Origin of the sequence: Streptomyces sp. NPDC046203, assembly GCF_040646255.1 — a bacterium.
Lineage (GTDB): Bacteria > Actinomycetota > Actinomycetes > Streptomycetales > Streptomycetaceae > Streptomyces.
Genome location: NZ_JBEYZX010000030.1, coordinates 45,359 through 68,465 on the forward strand (window position 1 = coordinate 45,359; position 23,107 = coordinate 68,465).

Here is a 23,107-nt window from a genome sequence, read left to right on the forward strand (position 1 = left end):
CGAATACGAGCGGAGTCGCCGATTTTGGGCGGTAGCGTCTTTTCCGGCGCCCCTGCTGTGTGGGGCCGCCCCCTTCCACAGGACGCGTATCCGGACCTCGCCCTCGGGGCCCGGCCCGATGTCCAACGGAGCCGCTCACCGGGTCACTGGGCGGCAGCGCGGAAGGGGGCGTGCCCATGGGACGTCACCGCAGGCCCACCCGCCGGGATCGAATCCGTCAGTGGACGGTGAAGTGTCGGAGGAGGTGGATCTTGCGGATTTTCGGATGGTGAGCGGCCGCCCCCACACACACTAGGGGCGGACACTCCGTGCACCATCCTGGAGCCCATCGCAGATACCCATTCTGCGGTGGGCTCCACCTTTTTAACGTACCGGACACGGCCTGGGGCGGCGTCCGGCTTTCTGCGGCCACAAGACCCGCCGGGACCGACCCGCCAGTGGACGGTGAAGTGTCGGAGGAGGTGGATCTCGCGGATTTTCGGATGGTGAGCGGCCGTCCCCAAACACAGTAGGGGCGGACGTGAGCGGCCGCCCCCATACGCACTAGGGGCGGACACTCCGTGCACCATCCAGGAGCCCATCGCAGCGACCAATTTCTGTGGTGGGCCCCACCTGTTTCGTACGGTACCGGACCGGGGTCTGACCGGCAGCGGTCCCGTGGAGCGTGGGCCCGGGCGCGCGCCCCCTCTAGAGCCGGTGCGCCGCGCCCATCGGGGTGGCGCCGCGGGTGTCCAGGAGGAGCTGGGCCTTCACGGACAGGCCCTGGAGGTCGTACGTGCGGTGGTGCTGGAGCAGGATGGTCAGGTCGGCGTGGGCGGCGGCCTCGTAGAGGGAGTCGGCGCGAGGGACGGGACGGTCGCGGACGCGCCAGTCCTGGGCGTACGGGTCGTGGTAGCTGACCGTCGCGCCGAGGTCCATCAGGCGGCAGGCGATCTCCTCGGCCGGTGAGCCCTGGCGGTCGGCGAGATCGGGCTTGTAGGTGATGCCGAGCAGGAGGACCCGGGCCCCGCGCGCGGACTTGCCGTGTTCGTTGAGGAGCGTGGCGGAGCGCTGGACGACATAGGCGGGCATGCGCTCGTTGACCTGGCCGGCGAGTTCGACCAGGCGCAGCGGGCGGTGGCCGTCGACGGTGTCCACGGGGACGCCGTGGCCGCCGACGCCGGGGCCGGGGCGGAAGGCCTGGAAACCGAAGGGCTTGGTCTCGGCGCAGCGGATGACGTCCCAGAGGTCGACACCCAGCTCGTGGCAGAGCACGGCCATCTCGTTGACGAGGGCGATGTTGACGTGCCGGAAGTTGGTCTCCAGGAGCTTGACCGTCTCGGCCTCGCGCGGGCCGCGGGCGCGGACGACCTTGTCCGTGAGGCGGCCGTAGAAGGCGGCGGCGGACTCGGTGCAGGCGGGGGTCAGACCGCCGATCACCTTGGGGATGGCGGCGAGGCCCCGGGTGCGGCCATGGGTGCTGCTGCCGGGGTCGAGGCGGCCGGGGGAGTACGCCAGGTGGAAGTCGCGTCCGGCGCGCAGCCGTGAGCCGGTCTCCAGGATGTCGCGCAGCGGGCCCTCGGTGGTGCCGGGCGGTACGGGGGATTCCAGGAGCACGGTGGTGTGGGGGCGCAGCCGGGCGGCGAGCGCGCGGGCGGCGTCGGTGACGGCGGTGAGGTCGAGGGCGCCGTCGGGGCCGGGTGGGGTGGGGGCGCAGATGACGGCGGTGCGGACCCGGCCGAGTTCGGCGGGGTCGGTGGTGGGCCGGAAGCCGGCGGAGAGCATCCGGCGGATCTCGGCGGCGGTGAGGGAGCCGTCGACGGGGGAGCGGCCCGCGGCGAGTTCGGTGACGGCGCGGGGGTCGGTGTCGTAGCCGATGGTGCCGACGCCGGCCGTGGTGGCTGCCTGGGCGAGGGGGAGTCCGTGGTGGCCGAGGCCGATGACGGCGAGATCAGCGGGCATGGAGTGGGCCGTCCTTCCCAGTAGCCGGAGGGGATGCGACGCGCAACCCCGGTGGACCGAAGGGAGTCGACGCGATGTCAGACTAAGCGTAAATATGACCGATATGTGGCATTGCGAGGGTGAACGTCGCCGAGTGTTATCCACAGGCTGGGCGGAGGCGGTGGCTGAAGTCGGGGAGCCAGGACAGAATCGAGTCTGTGAGCCGGATTCGTACGGCGATGCGGCGGTGCGGGAGGCGCGGCGACGCCGGTCTCGGTCGGGCCCCGGTCGGGTCGCGGCCGGGAGGTGCCGGGATGGTGTCGGGGCGGTTCCTCGGCCGCCGGCGAAGTCGCCGCGGTCGGCGCGGTCGCGTCGCCGTGGTGGCCCGTGCCGGGTCCGGCTCTGCCGAGAGACAGGGGACGACGGGAGGCGGTCGACGTGCGGACAGCGACACTGGGACCCACCGAGCGCGCCGCGGCGCTCACGGCCATGACCGAACGCGAACTGGACATCCTTGTCGTCGGGGGCGGAGTCGTCGGCGCGGGCATCGCCCTCGACGCCGTCACCCGAGGGCTCTCGACCGCGCTCGTCGAGGCCCGCGACTGGGCGTCCGGCACCTCCAGCCGGTCGAGCAAGCTCATCCACGGCGGACTGCGCTATCTGGAGATGCTGGACTTCGCACTCGTCCGCGAGGCCCTGAAGGAGCGCGGTCTGCTCCTCGAACGGCTCGCCCCGCACCTGGTCAAACCCGTGCCGTTCCTCTACCCGCTCCGGCACAAGGGCTGGGAGCGGCTGTACGCGGGCTCCGGCGTCGCGCTGTACGACGCGATGTCCGTCTCCTCCGGCCACGGCCGGGGGCTGCCCGTCCACCGCCACCTCAGCCGGCGGCGCGCCCTGCGCGTCGCCCCCTGCCTCAAGAAGGACGCCCTGGTCGGCGCCCTTCAGTACTACGACGCCCAGATGGACGACGCCCGCTTCGTCGCCACGCTGGTCCGCACCGCCGCGAGCTACGGCGCCGAGGTCGCCAACCGGGCCCGGGTCACCGGCTTCCTCCGCGAGGGGGAGCGGGTCGTCGGCGCCCGGGTCCAGGACGTCGAGACCGGCGGTTCGTACGAGATCCGGGCCCGCCAGATCGTCAACGCGACGGGCGTGTGGACGGACGACACGCAGGCGCTGATCGGCGAGCGCGGCCAGTTCCACGTGCGTGCCTCCAAGGGCATCCACCTGGTCGTGCCCAAGGACCGGGTCCACTCCGCCACCGGACTCATCCTGCGCACCGAGAAGTCCGTCCTGTTCGTCATCCCCTGGGGCCGGCACTGGATCATCGGCACCACCGACACCGACTGGGACCTCGACAAGGCCCACCCGGCGGCGTCCAGCGCCGACATCGACTACCTCCTGGAGCACGTGAACAGCGTGCTCCACACCCCGCTCACCCGCGACGACGTCGAGGGCGTCTACGCGGGGCTGCGGCCCCTGCTCGCCGGCGAGTCCGACGCCACCAGCAAACTGTCCCGCGAGCACACCGTCGCGCATCCCGTGCCCGGACTGGTCGTGGTCGCCGGCGGCAAGTACACGACGTACCGCGTGATGGCGAAGGACGCGGTCGACGAGGCCGTCCACGGGCTCGACAAGCGGGTCGCCGCCTGCGTCACCGAGGTCACCCCGCTGCTCGGTGCCGAGGGCTACCGGGCGCTGTGGAACGCCCGCGCCGGCATCGCCGCCCGCACCGGACTGCACGTGGCCCGGGTCGAGCATCTCCTCGACCGTTACGGCTCCCTGACGGAGGAGATCCTCGATCTCGTCGCCGCCGACCCCGCCCTCGGCAAGCCCCTGCCGGCCGCCGAGGACTACCTGAGAGCCGAGATCGTGTACGCCGCGTCCCACGAGGGCGCCCGGCATCTCGACGACGTGCTGACCCGGCGGACCCGCATCTCCATCGAGACCTTCGACCGGGGCACGCGCAGCGCCCGCGAGTGCGCCGCGCTCATGGCCCCGGTGCTCGGCTGGGATTCCGAGCAGGTCGACAAAGAGGTCGAACACTACGAAAAGCGGGTCGAGGCGGAATGTGAATCACAGCGTCAGCCCGATGACCTGACGGCGGACGCGGCCCGCCTCGGAGCACCGGACATCGTGCCGATCTGAGCAGGTGGGCTCCCCGGAGTGCGGACCCGGGGGAGTCGGAGGTCCTGGAGTGAGGGACAATGGGCTCTCTTCCAGGGCGGGTTGCCGCATTGCGCGGGAGCTCCGGGACGCGGGCGAGAAACAGGATCGCAGAGGGGACGCATGTCGGAGGCGGAGCAGTCGCGGAACACGGGGCAGGACCCCCGGCGGGACGCCGCCACGGGCGCCGCCACCGACGGCGAACGGGGCGCGGTCCCCGCGCCCCGCGCGGCGGAACGGAACAAGGAAGCGGCCGAGCCGAAGCCCGCGCCGACGGCCGATGCCCCGCGCGCGGAGAAGGCGGCGGGGGAGGCCGCGGACAAGGTGACGGGCGAGGCGGCGGGCGAGGACGTGGACGCGTCCGGTGCCGATGCGCCGTCAGACCTTCGTCGTACGGGTGCGGCTGAGCCGGAGTCGGCTGCCGGGGGCGTCTCCTGGGTCAAGGGTGAAGCCGCAGCGAGCGAGGCGGTCACCGAGGGCCCGGAGGGCACGGAGAACAAGGCAGAGGGCAAGGCCGAGGACAAGGCAGAGGTCGAGCCCAAGGACGAGCCCAAGGACGAGCCCAAGGACGAGCCCAAGGACGAGCCCAAGGACGAGCCCAAGCCCAAGCCCAAGACCGCGAGCGCTGCCGCGTCCGTGTCCGAGAGGCGGGGCAAGAGCGCCGCCGGAGGGTCGACCGACGGGGCCGCTCCGGCCGCCGGATTCGGCTCCGACGCGTCCGGAACGGCCCGCCGCGGCAAGTCCGCTGACGCCGCGTCCGCCGAGGGCAGGCTGCTCGCCGGGCGCTACCGGCTCGGCGATGTCCTCGGCCGCGGCGGCATGGGCACCGTGTGGCGCGCCGTCGACGAGACGCTCGGCCGTACCGTCGCCGTCAAGGAACTGCGCTTCCCCACCAGCATCGACGAGGACGAGAAGCGACGCCTCATCACCCGTACCCTCCGCGAGGCCAAGGCCATCGCCCGGGTGCGCAATAACGGCGCCGTCACCGTCTACGACGTCGTCGACGAGGACGACCGTCCGTGGATCGTCATGGAGCTCATCGGGGGCAAGTCCCTCGCCGAGGCCATCCGCGAGGACGGCACGCTCACCCCGCACCGCGCCGCCGAGGTCGGACTCGCCATCCTCGACGTGCTGCGCTCCGCGCACCGCGAAGGCATCCTGCACCGCGACGTGAAGCCGTCCAACGTGCTCATCGACGACGACGGCCGGGTCGTCCTCACCGACTTCGGTATCGCCCAGGTCGAGGGCGACCCCTCGATCACCTCCACCGGCATGCTCGTCGGCGCCCCCTCGTACATCTCGCCCGAGCGTGCCCGCGGCCACAAGCCGGGCCCGGCCGCCGACCTCTGGTCGCTCGGCGGACTGATCTACGCGGCCGTCGAGGGCAGCCCGCCCTACGACAAGGGCTCCGCGATCGCCACGCTCACCGCCGTGATGACCGAGCCCGTCGACCCGCCGAAGAACGCGGGCCCGGAGCTGACCAAGGTCATCTACGGGCTGCTCGCCAAGGACCCCGACGAGCGGCTCGACGACGCCGGTGCCCGGGCTCTGCTGCGCGCCGTGCTCGACGCGCCGGAGGCGGCGCCCGAGCCGTCCGCCGAGGCGACCCGGATGATCCCGCTGCCGCAGCTCCCCGAGCGCCCGGCGACCGCCCCGGCCGCGTCCGGCAACCGGAAGACGGGTCGTGACAAGGCTCCCGGCGAGGCGACGGCCGAGCGGCTGCGCGGTGCCCTGAAGTCGGTACGGAACGCGGCCGCCACCCCCACGCCTCCCAGGGGGACTCCGGTCGCCCCGGCCGCACGGCCCGGCGGCCGGCCCGCGGCCGGGCCCGCCAAGGCGTCGCTCACCGATGTCGTCCCGCGCCGGACCCTGGTGATCATCGCCGCGGTCGTGGTCGCCGCACTGCTCGGCACGATCCTCTACGTCGCCCTCGGCGGTGGCGGCGACGGCACCGAACAGGGCAAGGGCGGCGGGACCGGTGGCGCCACCACCGCCACCGCGGGCAGTGCCTCGGCCGGAGCCGACGGCCGGAACACGGCCGACACCACCCCGAGCGCCCCCGAGGAGCAGGGCGGCGGCAAGCCGTCCGCCGACGGCGGCGGCCCGGGCGGCACCCAGCCCTCCGGCACCTCCTCCGGCACCTCCGGCGACGGCGAGGGCAAGGGGGCGGGCAAGGGCGGCGACGACACGAAGGGTTCCGGCGGCACGGGCGACGGCGGTTCCGCCGCCAAGCTGCCCGACGGGTACCACCAGGTCACCAACGACCGGTTCCACTTCACGATGGCGATGCCCGAGTCCTTCAAGCTCACCGCGATCGCGGGCCGGAACTCCGGCGGCATCTTCAACGCCTCCTCGGGCGCGTTCCCGCGCGTCCAGGTCGACTTCAACGGCAGTCCCAAGGACGACGCGGCCGCCGCCTGGAACGCCGCCCGCGCCGCCGTCGCCGCCACCAGCAACGGCTACCGGCACCTGGGCATCCGCACGGTCTCGTACAAGGGCTACCCGACCGTCGCCGACTGGGAGTTCGAGCGCACGCAGGGCGGCCAGCGGATCCGGGTGCTCAACCGGGGCTTCAAGGTCGACGCCGATCACGGCTACTCGATCATGGTCAGCTGCCGGGCCGACGCGTGGGACGAACCGGAGTGCAAGACGCTGCGGGAGACCGCGTTCGCGACGTTCGGCCCCAAGGACTGACGCGCGGACGTATCGTGTCCTGAAAAGCCCCGTCCGGCCGCTGCTGCGGGGCACGGGGCACGGCGGGCGCGTGGGGAGGCGTCGTGGACGACTACGCGGGAAGAGTGCTCGCGGACCGTTACCGTCTGCCGTTGCCGCCGCCCGATCCGGACGGGCCTACCGATCCGTACGCGTACTCCGCCGTCTACGACCTGGTCGAGACGCGCGCGTTCGACACCTACAGCGGCCAGGAAGTGCGGATCCGTCAGGTGCCGCTGCCGGAGGTCGTCGACGCCGAGGTCGTCGAGCCGGCCGATGCCGCGGACTTCGGCGATCCGGAGCCGGGCGCCGGCCGCGGCCCGCACACCGGCACCGGCACCGGCACCGGCACCGGTCCGGGCGCCGGGCGGGCCACCCGCAGACCGGCCGACCCGGTCGTGCGCCGCGCCGTCGAGGCGGCCCAGGCCGCCGCCCGCATCCCCGACCATCCGCGCCTCGAACAGGTCTTTGATGTGTTCGCCGAGGCCGGATCGCTGTGGATAGTCAGCGAGTTCGTCGCCGCCGCCCCGCTCGCCGAACTCCTCGCCATGGGCCCGCTCAGCCCCTACCGCGCGGCCGAGATCGGGGCCGATCTCCTCACCGCGCTGCGCACGCTCCACGCCTTCGGCTGGACCCATCGCAATGTCACCGCCCGCACCGTCCTCGTCTGCGAGGACGGCCGGGTGGTCCTGACCGGCCTCGCCGCGGGAGCGGCCGAGGAGGCCCTGTGCGGGTACGCGCCGGTGCCGCCGCCGGACGAGTTCCCGCACGCGGGACCACCCGACGACATCGAGTACGCCGAGTCTGCCGAGTCCGCCGCATACGCGGAGCATGACGAGTACGCCGGCCACGCGGACCACGCCGACCATGCCGAGTACGCGGATGAGGCGGATGCCGGCGGCGCGGGATACGCAGGGCCGGGCGAGGACGAGGGGGAGGGCGCCGGGTACGCCGAGGACGCCCTGTACATCGAGCGGGCCGAGCAGGCCGAGCCGGTCGTGTACCTCGAGAAGACCGAGCACGTCGGGTACGGAGAGGACGCCGTCTTCGTCCCGCGCACCGAGCGGGCCGAGTGGGCCGAGCCGGTCGGATACGCCGAACACGCGGTGTACGCGGACCACGTCGAGGCCGAGGGCCTCGCGTCCGCCGGGACCGGTGGGTACGCGCTGGAGCCGTACCCGTCCGAAGACGGCGCCGGCCAGGGCGAGTCCGACGAGCGGCCCGAGCCGGAGGGGCCGCGGGAGCCGGAGGTGCCCGGGGCTTCGAGCGGGACCGGATACGGCCCGCACGGGGGCACGCCGTACGGTGCCGGGCGCGCCGCCGCGCGGCCCGAACCGCCCGCCGAGCGGGTCGCACCGCCGGGCGCGGTGCCGGCCACCGCCGAGGTACGGGCGGTCCGGGCCGGAGCCATCGCCGCCTACCGGGCGGGCGCGCGGGCCGCGGCCCGGATCGGCGAGACCGGCGCGCTCCCGATCCAGCGCCCGGCCACGCCGTCACCGCAGACCCCACAGACCCCACAGGCCCCGCAGTCCTCGACCCCGACCGCGACCCCGGCCCTGCCTCTGCCGCAGGCCCAGGAGCCGGCCCCGGCCCCGCCGGCTGTGCCCGCCGGGCCGCAGTGGTGGTCGCGGCCAACTGATGACGACGGCGACGACAGCGACGACGGCGACGACGAGCCGGGCGGCTACGGCGAGGACCGGACGCCCCCGTCGCCCCCGCGCGCGTACCTCACCGGAAGCTGGAGCGACGGGCCGCACGCCTCCCGTGACAGCGGGCGTTCCGTGCCCGCCGGCGGTGGACCGGGCCCGCTGCCGCCCGCGCTCCCGGCCGGGTACGCGGCGGCCGTCCCGGAGCCCCGTTCCGCGCCCGAGGCTGAGAGCCTGGCGGGCGCGCCCGCCGCCGACCTCTACCGGGGACCGGTGACCCGGCTCGCCGCCGAGCGGGCCCGGCAGACCCGGATGGCCGTCGTCGGTCCCGTCACCGAGCGCTGGGCCCCCGAGCAGGCCGGCCCCGTGCACGAGCACTGGCGGCTCGCCCCGCCCATCGGCCCCGCGACCGACCTGTGGGCCCTCGGCGCGCTCCTCTACCGGGCCGTCCAGGGCCATGCGCCGTACCCCGAGGACAACGCGGGCGATCTGGTCCAGCTGGTCTGCGCCGAGCCACCCGCCTTCGCCGAGGAATGCGGTCCGCTGCGGCCGGTCGTGGAGTCGCTGCTGCGTCAGGACCCCACCGAGCGGCCCGACGTCGAGGAGCTGAGCGGCTGGCTGCGCTCCCTCGTGCGCTCGGCGCCGGAGCCCGACGCCGGGACCGGCGCCGTGCCGCCGGGTCCGGCCGACGCGACCCGGCTGCCGCTGGTCCGCAAGCGCGGCGAGCTGGTGCGCCGCCGTCGCTGGTGGGCGGGCCGGGGCGGTGGCGGTGGCGGTACGAAGAACGGGCGGCACCGGCACGCGAAGAGCGGCGCCCCGGACGAGAACGCCTCGTACGAGCCCGCGTTCCACGAGACGGATGCCCACGAGCCGGACTCCCACGAGCCGGACTTCCACGAACAGGACGTCCGCGACTCGGTCCTGCGCGCGACGGACCCGTACGAGACGACCGGCTACGACGCGACCGGCTACGACACCGCCGGGTACGAGCCCGCCGGGCATCCGGGGCACCCTGGGGACCCGGAGGCGTTCTCCGGCCCGTCGTCCCCCGGCGCCTCTCCGCGAGGCTCGCTGAACGATCTGCTCCACGACGACACGGCATATGACAGACCGTCGTACGACGAGCGCCCGTACGAAGCGGCATATGACACGTCGTCCGACGCCTCGTACGACGACCCGAGGTACGACGACCCGAGGTACGACGACCCGAGGTACGACGACACAAGGTACGACCCGGCCTACGACGTGACGCCGGTCGACCCGCACCAGGAGATACCGCGCAGCGCCCTGCGCAAGCCCCGCGCCCCCGGGCGGACGACGGACTCGCCGTTCTCGGTCGGCCGGGTGCTGCTGGTCCTGCTCGTCCTGCTGCTCGGCGGGGCGGTCGCGTACGCGGTGGTGTTCATGCCCAAGGCCGGCGCCCCCGACCAGGGTGACCGCGCGGCGAGCAGCAGCGCTTCCGCCCCCGCGCCCCCGGCGAAGGACCCGGCCACCCCGTCCGCCGGCGGCGGCACCCAGCCGTCCTCCGTGCCCGCCTCCAAGCCGCCGGCCGACACCCCGTCTGCCTCCGGCGGTTCGGACCCGGCGCTCGCCTCCGGCTACACCCTGCGCAAGGACCCCGAGGGCTTCCAGGTCGGCGTCCCGAGCGGCTGGCGGCGCAGCCCGATCAACGACGCCGGACAAGTGCGGTACACCGACGGCGACTTCACGATGATCGTCGTGCCCGGCCGGGACTCCGTGAAGGCCGACGGCGACGACCCGCTGCGCTACCAGCGGGACACGGAACGCGAACTCACCCGCTGGCGCGAGTCGTCCTGGTCCGACCAGTACGGACTGCGGCGCGTCGACATCGGCCAGAAGGCCATGGCGGAGGGGACGTTCAGCTGGATCGACAGCACCGGACACGAGGTGGTCGGCCGGAACCTGGCCCTGATCGAGGGCGGTCGCTATCACGTCGTCCAGGTCGTCGGCCCGTCCAACGAACGGGACCGGATCTCCGAGGTCTACGACCAGGCGGTGAAGAGCTATCGCGTCACCCGCTGACCGGCGGGGCGCCTCGCGAGCGGCCCCGCCGCAGATGCCGCCGGTGTCATCTGCCGCCGGTGGCCTGCCCGGTGGCCCGTTCGGTGGCCAGTCCGATAGCCCGTCCGATAGCCCGTCCGATCGCGCGCTCGGTCACGCGCCGACCGGCCGCACCACCGTTCCCCCGTGTCTCTTCCCCTTTTCCTGTCACAGAGTTGTCGCTGGTGCCGCCCCGAGGTTCCGCGCTCCGGGCCGTGATCCGTACGCTTGTCCCCGAAGCGAACGGGCGGGGGCAAGTGGAACATTCTGAGAGCACCGGGACCGGTTTTCTGCTGGCCGGGCGCTACCGCTTGGGCGAGGCCATCGGGCGCGGCGGCATGGGCCGGGTCTGGCGCGCGCACGACGAGGTCCTGCACCGGACCGTGGCCGTCAAGGAACTGACGGCGGGTCGGTACGTGACCGAGAGCGACCGCCGGGTGCTGCACACCCGGACCCAGACGGAGGCCCGGGCCGCGGCCCGGATCAGCCACCCGGGTGTGGTCACCGTGCACGACGTGCTCCAGCACGACGACCGCCCGTGGATCGTGATGCAGTACGTGGACGGGCCCTCGCTCGCCGACGCCCTCAAGGAGGGCGGCACGGTCGACGCCCGCGAGGCCGCCCGGATCGGTCTGCACGTCGTCGGCGCCCTGCGCGCGGCGCACACCGCCGGGGTGCTGCACCGGGACGTGAAGCCCGGCAACGTCCTGCTCGCCCGCGACGGACGGGTCCTGCTCACCGACTTCGGCATCGCGCAGGTCGAGGGCGACACGTCGATCACCCGTACCGGTGAACTCGTCGGCTCCATCGACTATCTGGCGCCCGAACGGGTGCAGGGCGCCGATCCGGGCCCGGCCTCCGATCTGTGGTCGCTGGGCGCGACGCTGTACACGGCGGTGGAGGGGACCTCGCCCTTCCGCCGGTCCTCGCCGATCAGCACCATGCAGGCCGTGGTGACCGAGGAGCCGCCGTATCCGGAGAAGGCAGGTCCGCTCGCCCCGGTCGTCGTCGCCCTGCTGCGCAAGGACCCGGAGCGGCGGCCGGGCGCGGACGAGGTTGAGCGGATGCTGCTCGACGCGATGGAGGGGCGGACGCCGCTCGCCGCGCACGCGTACGTGCCGACGCGCCGGATGACGGCGGAGGAGCGGGCCGCCGCGGCCCCGTCCGCGACGACACCGCTGCCGGAGCCGTACGCCGAGCCGCGCCCGCGGCCGTACGACGAGTCCCGCTCTGCCGCCTCCGCGACCGCAGGCGCCTCGGCCTCCGCCTCCCCGTCCGTCACCGCGCCCGCTTCGGCCCCTGCCGCCGCTTCCGCCCCGGCCCAGCCCCGAGCCCGCAGCCGCTGGCGCACCGCCGTCCTGGCCGCTGTAGTCGCGGGTCTGCTCGCGGGCGGTGCGGTCTTCGCCACCATGACCCATCTGGCCGGCGTCGGAGCCGACCCCAGTGACGACAAGGCCGACGGCACCACCCACAGCGCGTCCGGGAATCCGGGCGCCGGGTCCGGCACCGGTACGGGCGCGGACCAGAGCGCGAACCAGGACGGGGACCAGAGCGCCGACCCGAGCCCGGGAGACGGCCAGGCGACCGCCGACGCCCCGGCCGGCTGGCACCGGGTCAAGGACCCGGTGGGCTTCAGCATCCTGGTCCCCGACGGCTGGACCCGGCAGGTCCGGGACGGCCAGATCGACTACACGCCCGACAACGGCCGGCACCACATCCGGGTCAGCATCGACCCGTCGCCCGACTTCGAGAACCCGTACCTGCATATGCAGGAGGTCGAGGTGAAGCTGCGCGAGCGGCTTCCCGCCTACGCGCGGGTGCGGCTGGAGCGGAACGTCTTCCGCGACGAGTCCGATTCCTGTCTGTGGGAGTTCACCTGGACGGAGCGGACCCACCACCCCGGCCCGCGCCGCGCGATCGACCAGGTGTTCAGCGGCAGCGACGGTACCGAGTACGCGATCTACCTCTCGGCGCCGGAGGAGGACCAGGATCGGATGCGTGAGCGGTTCGAGCGGGTGAAGAAGTCCTGGCGACCCCCGGCGGCCGCCGTAAGCCCCTGATCAGGGCGGATATGCCAGTGATCACTGGCGCGATGTGGGCACCCGGTGAAAACGCGTTACTCACGGGTACCCAAAGCCGCGAATGCGGCTTACGCTCGCCCTCATGAAGGACTCGCAGGCACAGGAACATTCCGGCACCACAGAGGCCGCTCCCTCCGGAACCCAGGCCCGCGAGGCCGCCGCGGGAACCACCGGCGCCAGAGGCACCAACCCGGTCGCGCCCGCGCCCGCCGGTGCCCGTACGGCCGCCGGCGTGGTCACCCCCGAGCTGGTCGCCCGGCTCACCCGCGGGGTCGTCGGCTCCGGCCGTACCGCCAACCACACCCCCTTCACCGGGGCCAAGCTGGCGGACCTGCCCGAGTCCACGCCCGAGGACGTCGCCGAGGCATATGCCAGGGCGCGTGCCGCCCAGGTCGCCTGGGCCGTCACTCCCGTGCGTACGCGCGCGGGGGTGCTGCTGCGCTTCCACGACCTGATCCTGGCCCGCCAGTCCGAGATCCTCGACCTCATCCAGCTGGAGACCGGCAAGGCGCGGTTGCACGCCCACGAGGAGATCCAGGCGGTCACCGTCGCGGCCCGTCACTACGGCCGCAAGGCCCCCGCCTATCTGAGCCCCAAGCGCCACACCGGCGTCGTCCCGACCCTCACCAAGGTGACCGAGCTGCGCCAGCCGCGCGGGGTCGTCGGCCAGATCGCGCCGTGGAACTACCCCCTGGAGCTGTCGGTCGGCGACGCCCTGCCCGCCTTCGTGGCCGGCAACGCCGTCGTCATGAAGCCGGACACCGAGACCGCCCTGACCGCGCTGTGGGCCCGTGACCTGCTGATCGAGGCCGGGCTGCCCGCCGAGGTCTTCCAGGTCGTGCTCGGTGAGGGCCCGGTCGTCGGCCCCGAGGTCGTCCGCCACGCCGACTACGTCTCCTTCACCGGCTCCACCCGTACCGGCCGCGAGGTCGCCCGGGGCGCCGCCGACCGGCTCATCGGCGTCAGCCTCGAACTCGGCGGCAAGAACGCCATGATCGTGCTGCGCGACGCCGACATCGAGAAGGCCGCCGCCGGCGCCGTCCGCGCCTGCTTCTCCTCCGCCGGCCAGCTGTGCATCTCCATCGAGCGGCTGTACGTGCACGAGTCGGTCGCGGACGCCTTCGTCGCCCGGTTCGCCGCCCGCACCAAGGCCATGCGGCTCGGCAACTCCCTCGCGTACGGCGCCGACATGGGCTGCCTGGTCGGCGACCGGCAGCTGGAGACCGTCACCCGGCACGTCGAGGAAGCCGTCGCCAAGGGCGCCACCCTGGTCGCGGGCGGTGTCGCCCGGCCCGACATCGGCCCGTACTTCTTCGAGCCGACCATCCTCGACGGCGTCGAGGCCCCGATGGCCGTCTGCGCCGAGGAGACCTTCGGCCCGGTCGTCTCGATCTACCGCTTCACGGACGAGGACGAGGTCGTCGACCTGGCCAACGCCACCCCGTACGGACTGAACTCCTCCGTCTGGACCACCGACTCCCGCCGGGGCCACGCCGTCGCCGCCCGGCTGCGCACCGGCACCGTCAACATCAACGAGGGATACGCGCCAGCGTACGGCAGCGTCCAGTCGCCCATGGGCGGCATGAAGGAGTCCGGCCTCGGCCGCCGCCACGGCTCCGAGGGCATCCTCAAGTACACCGAGGCACAGACCGTCGCCCAGCAGCGGGTGCTGCCGCTCGGCCCGTCCTTCGGGATGGACGACGCGAAGTACGCCGCCTTCATGAGCACGTCCCTGAAGGTGATGAAGGCGCTCCGGCTGCGCTGACCCCTGGTGGCCCGGGGCCCGGTGGCCCGGTGGCCCGGGGGCCCGAGGGTCGGCGGGCCGGCGGGCCGGTCGGCCGGTGATCGGTCACGGATCACCGGTCACCGGCCGCCCGACCCGCCGCTCCGTTGTCCCGTCGCCTGTTCCGCTCGTTCCGCCCCTTCCGTACGAGGAGAGCCATGACCGCGGTACCCCCTGCCCGAAATCAGGACGAGGACGGTTCGTACGAAGCCGCGTACGACTACGACTACGACTACGACGTCGTCGTGGTCGGCTCCGGCTTCGGCGGCTCGGTCACGGCCCTGCGCCTGACCGAGAAGGGCTACCGGGTCGGCGTCCTGGAGGCCGGCCGCCGTTTCGCGCGCTCCGAGCTGCCGAAGAACTCGTGGGACCTGAAGAACTTCCTGTGGGCCCCCACCCTCGGTCTGTACGGCATCCAGCGCATCCACCTGCTCGGCAACGTGATGGTGCTGGCCGGCGCGGGTGTCGGCGGCGGCTCGCTCAACTACGCCAACACCCTCTACGAGCCGCTCGCCCCGTTCTTCGACGACCCGCAGTGGAAGGACATCACCGACTGGCGCGCCGAACTCGCCCCGTACTACGACCAGGCCAAGCGGATGCTGGGCGTCCGGGTCAACCCGACGATGACCCCGTCGGATGTCCACCTCAAGGCGGCCGCCCAGGCCATGGGCATCGGCGACACCTTCCACCTGGCGCCGGTCGGCGTCTTCTTCGGCGACGGCAAGGACGCGGTCGAGGAGGGCCGCTCCGGGGAGCCGGGCGAGGGTAAGGCGGGCGAGGGCGAGCCGGGCGAAGGGGAGACGGGTGAGGCGGGGGCCGGTGGCGGCTCCGGTACGGCGAAGGTGCGGCCGGGCGACGAGGTGGCCGACCCGTTCTTCGGCGGCGCCGGCCCCTCCCGCCGGGCCTGCGTCGAGTGCGGCGAGTGCATGACCGGCTGCCGCCACGGCGCCAAGAACACCCTCAACGAGAACTACCTCCACCTCGCCGAGAAGGCGGGCGCGGTGGTCCACCCGATGACCACCGTCGTGGCCGTCACCGAGGACTCGCGCGGCGGCTACGCGGTCAAGACCCTGCCCACCGACAACCGGAAGAAGGGCGCCGGCCGCACCTTCACCGCCCGCCGGGTCGTGATCGCCGCCGGCACGTACGGCACCCAGACCCTGCTCCACCGGATGAAGGACACCCGGCTGCTGCCCCGGATCTCGCACCGCCTCGGCGAGCTGACCCGGACCAACTCCGAGGGCCTGGTCGGCGCCCAGACCACCGACCGGCGCTACGGCAAGCGGCACGGCGGGCAGCGGGCCGACTTCACCCGCGGCGTCGCCATCACCTCGTCCGTTCACCCGAACGAGACCACCCACATCGAGCCGGTGCGCTACGGCAAGGGCTCCAACTCGATGGGCAGCCTCACCGTCCTCCAGGTGCCCTACGGCGCCCACCGGGTCCGCAACTGGCTGCTCAGCCTGGCCCGCCATCCGTCGCTCGCGATCCGCTCCCTCTCCAACCGGAAGTGGTCGGAGCGCACCATCATCGGCCTGGTCATGCAGTCCCTGGACAACTCGCTGACCACCTACCGCAAGCCCGGCGGCCTCGGAAAGGGCCTGCTCACGGCGCGGCAGGGGCACGGCGCGCCCAACCCGACGCAGATCCGCGAGGCGACCCAGGCCGCTTCCCTGCTCGCCGAGGAGATCAACGGTTTCCCCGGGTCCAACATCGGCGAACTCATGGGCACCCCGCTCACCGCGCACTTCCTGGGCGGCTGTCCGATCGGCGCGGACGCGGAGAGCGGCGTCATCGACCCGTACCACCGGCTCTACGGCCACCCGGGCATATCCGTCGTCGACGGCGCGGCGGTCTCCGCCAACCTGGGCGTCAACCCGTCGCTGACCATCACCGCGCAGGCGGAGCGGGCGATGTCGTTCTGGCCCAACAAGGGTGAGGAGGACCCGCGTCCCCGTCAGGGCGAGGCATATGCGCGACTGGCTCCCGTCGAGCCCAAGTCCGCAGTGGTCCCGGCCGGCGCGTTCGGCGCGCTGCGGCTGCCGTTCCTGGGAATCCCGGCCGTACCGCCGAAGAAGCCGACAGCCGCGAAGAAGCCGGCAGCCGCGAAGACGGTCACGGAGAAGGCCGGGGAGAAGGCCGGGGAGAAGGCGGCGGAGGCCGTCGAGGCCGCCGACTGAGCCCCGGACCAGGACGGATTCCGGAAACGAAGAAGAGGCGCTGCACCCCCCTCCGAGTGCAGCGCCTCTCCGGTTTTCGGGTGGTGCCGCATAGATGACCGGTGACCTGGGGGATTGGTTGTAGCGTGCTCACGGATTCTTTATGTGACGCGCGTCACGTGGGTGAGGGGTGGGGCGCGCGGGCACGCGGAAGGGCCCCGTACCGCGATTCCGGTCGCGGTACGGGGCCCTTGTGCGAGGCACCGGAGTCAGGGCTGCGGCGGTGCCGGGGCGGCGGCGCGAGGGAGGAGGGGGCGCCGCACGGGAAGCGGGGTGGAGGGGTGGTGGTGCGGGGTGTGGGGGGAAGCGGGACGGCGGGTCTCGGGTCGGTCGTTCGCCGGTCGGCTGTCGGCCCCGGGCGTCCCCGGGACCGACCGCCCTTTCTGGGTGACCGGGCTGCTGTCCCCTGCCGTCCGGTCACATGCGCTGGTGCGAGGTCCCACGGCGTACCGAGGTACGCCACACGCCCCAGCGAAGCCACGCGTGGTCTATTCGGGCCCGCCCCTGGCTGGCACGGACACCACGACCAACGAAGCGGGGCGGGGTCCGGTCACGCTCCGTACGGGTGAGAGGCCGCCCGAACTCGGGTGCGGGACCGCACCCCGGCGCCGCCGGACGGACCCCGACGGCTGCCGTGGGGCGGGGGAGCTACGGGGCCGGGGGGGGCCGGGGGAGTCCGGGCCGGGGAGCCGCCGTCCTGGTGCGGACAGCCTGCTCAGATACGGCCCCGGCACAGCTCCAGCATCGTCATCGCGAGCGCCGTGCCCGGCTTGCCGAGGGCGTCCCGGAACCGGCCGAGGACCTCCATCTCACGGGCCAGGTTCACCCGGCGGCCGCCGGAGGAGATCCGGGCCTCCTGGATGACGGTCGAGACGGCCATCCGTTCCTGGATCAGTCCGATGATCCGGTCGTCGAGCGTGTCGATCCGCTCCCGCGCGTCTCCGATCAGGTGTGCGGCCTCGGTGGTGCGGGCGCCGGTCTGCTCGGTGGGGGTCTGCGTGGTCATGAGGGGCTCCTGGGGTGATGGCCTGGACGGACGTCAGGGGAGGGGTGGCGCGGGTCCAAGAGCCCCGGGGCGGCGATGCCCGGGAAAAGCAGAGCGCCCCGGGCCTTGTCGGCCCGGGGCGCCTGGGAAGTCGCTTGTCAGTTGCTCAAGCAGCACGACCATGGCAGCCGGTGGGCCGGTTGCCATAGGTAAAGACGAAGGTCGGGAGCTTGCGCATGGCCCCAGTATGAACCCCTCGCGGAGACGGCGGCCACACCGGGCCCGGATGGTGAGACGGCGCGTGCCGTCGGCGCGCCGGTAGAATCGACAAATAGCCCCCCTATCGGGGGAACCCTCCTCCCGCCGGAAGGCCGCCGCAGTGTCATCAGCGCCCACCGCTGGCGCGCCCGACGTCACCAACCCGGACGTAGTCCTCGTTGTCGACTTCGGCGCCCAGTACGCCCAGCTCATCGCCCGCCGCGTCCGCGAGGCGCGCGTCTACAGCGAGATCGTCCCGTCCACCATGCCGGTGGCCGAGATGCTGGCCAAGAACCCCAAGGCGATCATCCTCTCCGGCGGTCCGTCGTCGGTCTACGCCGAGGGTGCGCCGCGTCTCGACCGCGAGATCTTCGAGGCCGGTGTCCCCGTCTTCGGCATGTGCTACGGCTTCCAGCTGATGGCGACCACGCTCGGCGGCACCGTCGACAACACCGGCGCCCGTGAGTACGGCCGTACCCCGCTGCACGTCAGCAAGGCCGGCTCGACCCTCTTCGAGGGCACCCCGGTCGAGCAGTCGGTGTGGATGTCGCACGGCGACGCCTGCTCCGCCGCCCCCGAGGGCTTCGCCGTCACCGCGTCCACGGACGTCGTGCCGGTCGCCGCCTTCGAGAACGACGAGAAGAAGCTGTACGGCGTCCAGTACCACCCCGAGGTGCTGCACTCCACGCACGGCCAGCAGATCCTCGAGCACTTCCTCTACCGCGGCGCCGGCATCGAGCCCAGCTGGACCACCGGCAACGTCATCGAGGAGCAGGTCGCCGCGATCCGCGCCCAGGTCGGCACCAAGCGCGCCATCTGCGGTCTGTCCGGCGGCGTCGACTCCGCCGTGGCCGCCGCGCTCGTGCAGAAGGCCATCGGCTCGCAGCTCACCTGCGTGTACGTCGACCACGGCCTCATGCGCAAGAACGAGACCGAGCAGGTCGAGAAGGACTTCGTGGCCGCCACCGGCGTCCAGCTGAAGGTCGTCGACGCCGAGGACCGCTTCCTCGCCGCCCTCGCCGGCGTCTCCGACCCGGAGACCAAGCGCAAGATCATCGGGCGTGAGTTCATCCGCGTCTTCGAGCAGGCGCAGGCCGACATCATCGCCGAGGGTGCCGCCGACGGCGAGGAGGTCGCCTTCCTCGTCCAGGGCACCCTGTACCCGGACATCGTCGAGTCCGGCGGCGGCACCGGCACCGCCAACATCAAGTCCCACCACAACGTGGGCGGCCTCCCCGAGGACCTGGAGTTCGAGCTCGTCGAGCCGCTGCGCCAGCTCTTCAAGGACGAGGTCCGCATGGTCGGCCAGGAGCTCGGCCTGCCGGAGGAGATCGTCCAGCGCCAGCCGTTCCCCGGCCCCGGCCTCGGCATCCGCATCGTCGGCGAGGTCACCAAGGAGCGCCTGGACCTGCTGCGTGAGGCCGACGCCATCGCCCGCGAGGAGCTGACGGCCGCCGGTCTCGACCGCGAGATCTGGCAGTGCCCGGTCGTGCTGCTCGCCGACGTCCGCTCCGTCGGCGTCCAGGGCGACGGCCGTACCTACGGCCACCCGATCGTGCTGCGTCCGGTGTCCTCCGAGGACGCCATGACCGCCGACTGGTCGCGCCTGCCGTACGACGTCCTCGCCCGGATCTCGACCCGCATCACCAACGAGGTGAACGACGTCAACCGCGTCGTCCTCGACGTGACCAGCAAGCCGCCGGGCACCATCGAGTGGGAGTGACCTCCCCCGCGCACCAGTGAAGCCGCCGTCCCCTTCCCGGGGGCGGCGGCTTCGCCGTTTCCGGGTGGGTACGTCGTCCCGTGCCGCCGGTCGAGGATGCGGGCACGTCTTCGGCAGGCGCCTTTGAACCGGCCGTTTCCGGGCGGCGGGACAGGGTTGCGTCCGGGCTCTGGAGAGTTGACCGGCCGGGCACTACGTTCCCGCCCATGACCGAGACACCGGCGCCCGTTCCCGTCGAACGGCTCCCCTTCGCCCTGCCGCCCGTCCACGCCACGGTGGCCGAGGAACGCATCCACCGGAGGCAGCGCCTCGCCGCCGCGCTCCGGGTCTTCGGCCGGTTCGGGTACGAGGAAGGGGTGTCCGGACACCTCACCGCCCGCGACCCCGAACACGCCGACTGCTACTGGGTGAACCCCTTCGGTGCCCCCTTCGCCGACCTCACCGCGAGCGATCTGATCCTGGTCGACGGCGACGGCCGGGTCGTCCACGGGGCCCACCACGTCAACCAGGCCGCCTTCACCCTGCACGCCGAGGTCCACCGCGCCCGGCCGGACGTCGTCGCCGTCGCGCACCTCCACTCCCCTCACGGACGGGCCCTCGCCGCCCTCGGCCAACTCCTCGACCCGCTCACCCAGGAGGCGTGCGCGTTCTACCAGGACCACGCCCTCTACGACGCCTACAGCGGGGTCACCGTCGACCCGGCGGAAGGCCGTCGGATCGCGAGCGCCCTCGGCACCCTCAAGGCGCTCGTCCTGCGCAACCACGGACTGCTCACCGTCGGCTCCACCGTCGACGCGGCGGCCTGGTGGTTCATCGCCCTCGAACGCTGCGCCGGGATCCAGCTGGCCGCCCGCGCCGCCGGCCGGCCGGTCCTCATCGACCATCGCGACGCCGTCGCCACCCGCGAACAGATCGGCAGCGACCTGGTCGCCTGGATCAACTACCAGCCCCTGTGGCGCCGGATCAGCCGCACCGAACCCGAACTCCTCGGCTGAGCCTTGCCGGAAGGGATCCGGTACCCGCCGCCTCGTCGCGAACCTGACGTATCAAGGACCTCGTCCCGGCCCGCCGCCCGGTCACGAACGCTGCCTCCCTCATGGACCTTGCCCCTGCCTGCCGCCCCGTCACGAACCTGGCCCCTCAGGGGCCCGTGCTCCCGCCTGCCGCCCCGTCACGAACCCTGGCGGCCCGATCCGGCGCCCCGCCACGGACCTCTCACGACGCCGCCCCGCCGCGCGCTCCGCCCGTCGCTTCTGTGGCCACCGGCCCGGCGCCGGGGACAATCGTGCCCGGACGGGACCCGAACCTCGGGTGCGGGTACAGCGGGACGGGCAGAAAGAGGCGGCCGGACATGACAGGACCGATGGACAAAACGACGACGGGTGATGCGGCGGACCACGGCAACGGCGGCCCGGGCACCGGCCCGGGCGGTGCCTCGGGCCCGGCCCCGGGCGACGGCCCGAAGGCCCTGGCCTCCCGCTACGCCCTGGTCCCGCTGCGGATCTTCCTCGGGATCACTTTCATCTACGCCGGTCTGGACAAGCTCACCGACTCCGCCTTCCTCTCCGCCACCGGGCCCGAGTCCATCGGCGAACTCATGCGGGGCGTCCGCGACAGCTCCGCCCTGCCCGCGCTCGTCGACCTGGCCCTGCACAGCCCCGTCGGCTTCGGCTACGCCATCGCCCTCGGCGAACTCGCCGTCGGCCTCGGCACTCTCTTCGGACTGTTCGCCCGGGTCGCCGCGCTCGGCGGGGCCCTGATCTCGCTGTCCCTGTGGCTGACCGTCAGCTGGCAGGTGCACCCCTACTACCTGGGCAACGACCTCGCCTATCTCATGGCCTGGCTGCCCTTGCTGCTCGCCGGAGCCCCGGTGCTGTCGCTCGACGCCCTCCTGGCCGCCCGCCGGCGTACGAGGTAGACCGTCCAGGAAGCCGCCGCGGCCAGTGCCAGGGCGCCGCCGAGCAGGGGGAGCGCCACGAACCAGGCGATCGACCAGGATCCGGCCGCGTCCCCGGCGAACAGTGCCGCGATCGTCAGGGCGGCCAGCCCCAGGATCAGCCGGCCGGGGCGGAACTCATGAAGCAGCACGGGTGACCTCCACCTGTCCGAGTCCGACCTCCAGGGTGAGGTCGAGGGTGCCGCCCGGGGTGACGTCCGGCGGCGGGGGAAGCGTCCGGGTCGCGTCGAGATCCGGAGCGATGTCGATGTTGTCGGGCGACGACGCGGGCGGCGTCGGCGGCCGCACCGGCGGCGCGACCTGACCCGGCTGCTCCGCGGGCGGTGTCACCGGGGCCGAGGGGACCGTGGCCTCGGTGTGCAGCGGTGGCAGTGACAGGTCGCCGAGGCCCACATGGGCCCGCAGCCGCACCGTGGCGTTCTGCGGCACGACCACCTCCAGCCTGCCCGCGCCGACCCGGGCCTGCGTGATCACCGTCGTCTTCGCCGGGATGGCCAGTTGGGACAGGTCGAGTCTGCCGACTCCGGTGTCCAGCTTGTACCGCGGCTGCACCGCCGCGACCGCCGTGGGCCGCCAGGTCTCGTGCTCCCAGACCGTGGAGATCTCCTTCGGCAGCGCCGAGGCCGCCGCCAGCAGACCCGTCGTCAGCACCAGCAGACACAGCGTGCCGAACCCCGTCCGGCCCAGGAAGCTGCTCAGCACCAGGCCGGCGCCGATCACCGCGAGCGCCGCGGCCAGACCGATCTGCAGACTCGTGCCCAGCGGATGTGTATGCCACGTCAGGCCCATGCCCAGACCGCCCGCGATCAGCGCGAGGACGAACACCAGCCCGCCGATCGACGTCCCGCTGTCCTCCACCGGCCGCGACGGGGCCGCCGGCCTGCCCGGCGCGTGCGGCACGGGAGTCCAGTACCAGCCGGGCCTCGTGGACTCGCGGTCGGTTCCGCTCGTCCCGTCGGCCTGGTCGGCCGCCTCGGGGGGACCCCACAGATAACCGACGGCCACCTTGCCCGTCGAACCGTCCTTGACTATGGGGTCCCGCCACCAGGACATCGCGAAGTCGATCACCGGCGGAGCCTTGGTCTCGGGCGGCGCCTCCGCGACCGCGAGCGCGGCGGCGGGATCTATCCGGCCGCCCTCGTCGGCGGTCGCCGCGACGGCCGTCCGCCGCTGCGACCACACCGCCGCGCCGCTCACCGCCAGCGACAGGATCAGCGAGAACCCCAGCAGCCCGCCGCTGTTGAGCGTCGTGAGGAAGATTCCGCACCCCACCAGCGCCAGCAGCACCGCGGCCAGCGAGGAGCCCGAGACCCGGCCGGTCAGCAGCCTGCGCCCCTCGTTCTCCTCCTCGCCCGCGAGCGGTATCAGCAGCCAGGCGAAACCGTAGAAGATCAGCCCGACGCCGCCGGTCACCGCCAGCACGCCGAGCGCGATCCGGAAGATCACGGGGTCCAGGCCGTAGTGCCGGCCGAGACCGCCGCACACGCCGGCCACGACCTTCTGCCCGCGCGAGCGCCGCAGCGGCGGGGCGGGTGGGGCCTCCGCCGGCGGCGGGGCCTCGTGGTGCGAAGGCATCGAACTCGTCATGTGTCCATGGTG

The 23,107-nt window shown here is 73.1% G+C and carries 13 protein-coding genes; 9 read left to right on the plus strand and 4 right to left on the minus strand.

The features are described from left to right. Positions 1-687: 687 nt before the first annotated feature. On the minus strand, positions 688-1,941 hold the full coding sequence (locus ABZ990_RS21130) for a nucleotide sugar dehydrogenase (RefSeq protein WP_361233547.1): 1,254 nt from the start codon (positions 1,939-1,941) through the stop codon (positions 688-690). Between the two features lie 417 nt (positions 1,942-2,358). Here ABZ990_RS21130 and ABZ990_RS21135 point away from each other — a divergent pair, with 417 nt between their 5' ends. From ABZ990_RS21135 to ABZ990_RS21160, 6 genes are all read left to right on the plus strand, one after another. Next, on the plus strand, positions 2,359-4,065 hold the full coding sequence (locus tag ABZ990_RS21135) for a glycerol-3-phosphate dehydrogenase/oxidase (RefSeq protein WP_361233550.1): 1,707 nt from the start codon (positions 2,359-2,361) through the stop codon (positions 4,063-4,065). Between the two features lie 141 nt (positions 4,066-4,206). Next, positions 4,207-6,777 (plus strand): protein kinase, encoded by a 2,571-nt coding sequence (locus ABZ990_RS21140; RefSeq protein WP_361233552.1) that lies wholly within the window; start codon positions 4,207-4,209, stop codon positions 6,775-6,777. 83 nt (positions 6,778-6,860) lie between these two features. Then, a complete protein-coding gene (locus ABZ990_RS21145; RefSeq protein ID WP_361233555.1) occupies positions 6,861-10,484 on the plus strand; it encodes a hypothetical protein in 3,624 nt (1,207 codons plus the stop codon). 275 nt (positions 10,485-10,759) lie between these two features. After that, positions 10,760-12,562: a serine/threonine-protein kinase gene (locus ABZ990_RS21150; RefSeq protein ID WP_361233557.1), complete on the plus strand. Its 1,803-nt coding sequence runs from the start codon at positions 10,760-10,762 to the stop codon at positions 12,560-12,562. A gap of 103 nt (positions 12,563-12,665) precedes the next feature. Further along, positions 12,666-14,348, plus strand: a complete 1,683-nt coding sequence (locus tag ABZ990_RS21155) for a succinic semialdehyde dehydrogenase (protein WP_361233559.1) — start codon at positions 12,666-12,668, stop codon at positions 14,346-14,348. 176 nt (positions 14,349-14,524) lie between these two features. Beyond that, positions 14,525-16,546, plus strand: coding sequence for a GMC family oxidoreductase (locus ABZ990_RS21160; protein WP_361233562.1), 2,022 nt, complete (start codon positions 14,525-14,527; stop codon positions 16,544-16,546). A gap of 754 nt (positions 16,547-17,300) precedes the next feature. Here ABZ990_RS21160 and ABZ990_RS21165 read toward each other — a convergent pair. After that, positions 17,301-17,591, minus strand: coding sequence for a chorismate mutase (locus ABZ990_RS21165; RefSeq protein WP_361233564.1), 291 nt, complete (start codon positions 17,589-17,591; stop codon positions 17,301-17,303). A gap of 358 nt (positions 17,592-17,949) precedes the next feature. Between ABZ990_RS21165 and guaA the strand changes: the two genes are divergently transcribed. The 3 genes from guaA to ABZ990_RS21180 all read left to right on the plus strand — a co-directional run bounded on the left by guaA (position 17,950) and on the right by ABZ990_RS21180 (position 21,469). Beyond that, on the plus strand, positions 17,950-19,551 hold the full coding sequence (guaA, locus tag ABZ990_RS21170) for a glutamine-hydrolyzing GMP synthase (protein WP_361233567.1): 1,602 nt from the start codon (positions 17,950-17,952) through the stop codon (positions 19,549-19,551). A gap of 206 nt (positions 19,552-19,757) precedes the next feature. Continuing rightward, entirely contained in the window at positions 19,758-20,546 is a 789-nt protein-coding gene (locus ABZ990_RS21175; RefSeq protein WP_361233570.1) for a class II aldolase/adducin family protein, read from the plus strand. A gap of 368 nt (positions 20,547-20,914) precedes the next feature. Continuing rightward, entirely contained in the window at positions 20,915-21,469 is a 555-nt protein-coding gene (locus ABZ990_RS21180; RefSeq protein ID WP_361233573.1) for a DoxX family protein, read from the plus strand. Here the strand turns inward: ABZ990_RS21180 and ABZ990_RS21185 are convergent. Then, the gene (locus ABZ990_RS21185; RefSeq protein ID WP_361233576.1) at positions 21,379-21,639 is read right to left on the minus strand and encodes a hypothetical protein; all 261 of its coding nucleotides are present in this window, start codon (positions 21,637-21,639) and stop codon (positions 21,379-21,381) included. The two genes, ABZ990_RS21180 and ABZ990_RS21185, sit on opposite strands and share 91 nt — an antisense overlap. Next, positions 21,626-23,095: a PspC domain-containing protein gene (locus ABZ990_RS21190; protein ID WP_361233579.1), complete on the minus strand. Its 1,470-nt coding sequence runs from the start codon at positions 23,093-23,095 to the stop codon at positions 21,626-21,628. The genes ABZ990_RS21185 and ABZ990_RS21190 overlap by 14 nt, the downstream gene beginning before the upstream one ends. Positions 23,096-23,107: the final 12 nt, after the last annotated feature.

Excerpts from the sequence above, each read along its gene's own strand:
- ABZ990_RS21165 (WP_361233564.1), bottom strand. The coding sequence starts at position 17,591 with ATGACCACGCAGACCCCCACCGAGCAGACCGGCGCCCGCACCACCGAG.
- ABZ990_RS21190 (WP_361233579.1), bottom strand. The coding sequence starts at position 23,095 with ATGACGAGTTCGATGCCTTCGCACCACGAGGCCCCGCCGCCGGCGGAG.
- ABZ990_RS21175 (WP_361233570.1), top strand. The coding sequence starts at position 19,758 with ATGACCGAGACACCGGCGCCCGTTCCCGTCGAACGGCTCCCCTTCGCC.
- ABZ990_RS21130 (WP_361233547.1), bottom strand. The coding sequence starts at position 1,941 with ATGCCCGCTGATCTCGCCGTCATCGGCCTCGGCCACCACGGACTCCCC.
- ABZ990_RS21160 (WP_361233562.1), top strand. The coding sequence starts at position 14,525 with ATGACCGCGGTACCCCCTGCCCGAAATCAGGACGAGGACGGTTCGTAC.
- ABZ990_RS21180 (WP_361233573.1), top strand. The coding sequence starts at position 20,915 with ATGGACAAAACGACGACGGGTGATGCGGCGGACCACGGCAACGGCGGC.
- ABZ990_RS21155 (WP_361233559.1), top strand. The coding sequence starts at position 12,666 with ATGAAGGACTCGCAGGCACAGGAACATTCCGGCACCACAGAGGCCGCT.
- ABZ990_RS21140 (WP_361233552.1), top strand. The coding sequence starts at position 4,207 with ATGTCGGAGGCGGAGCAGTCGCGGAACACGGGGCAGGACCCCCGGCGG.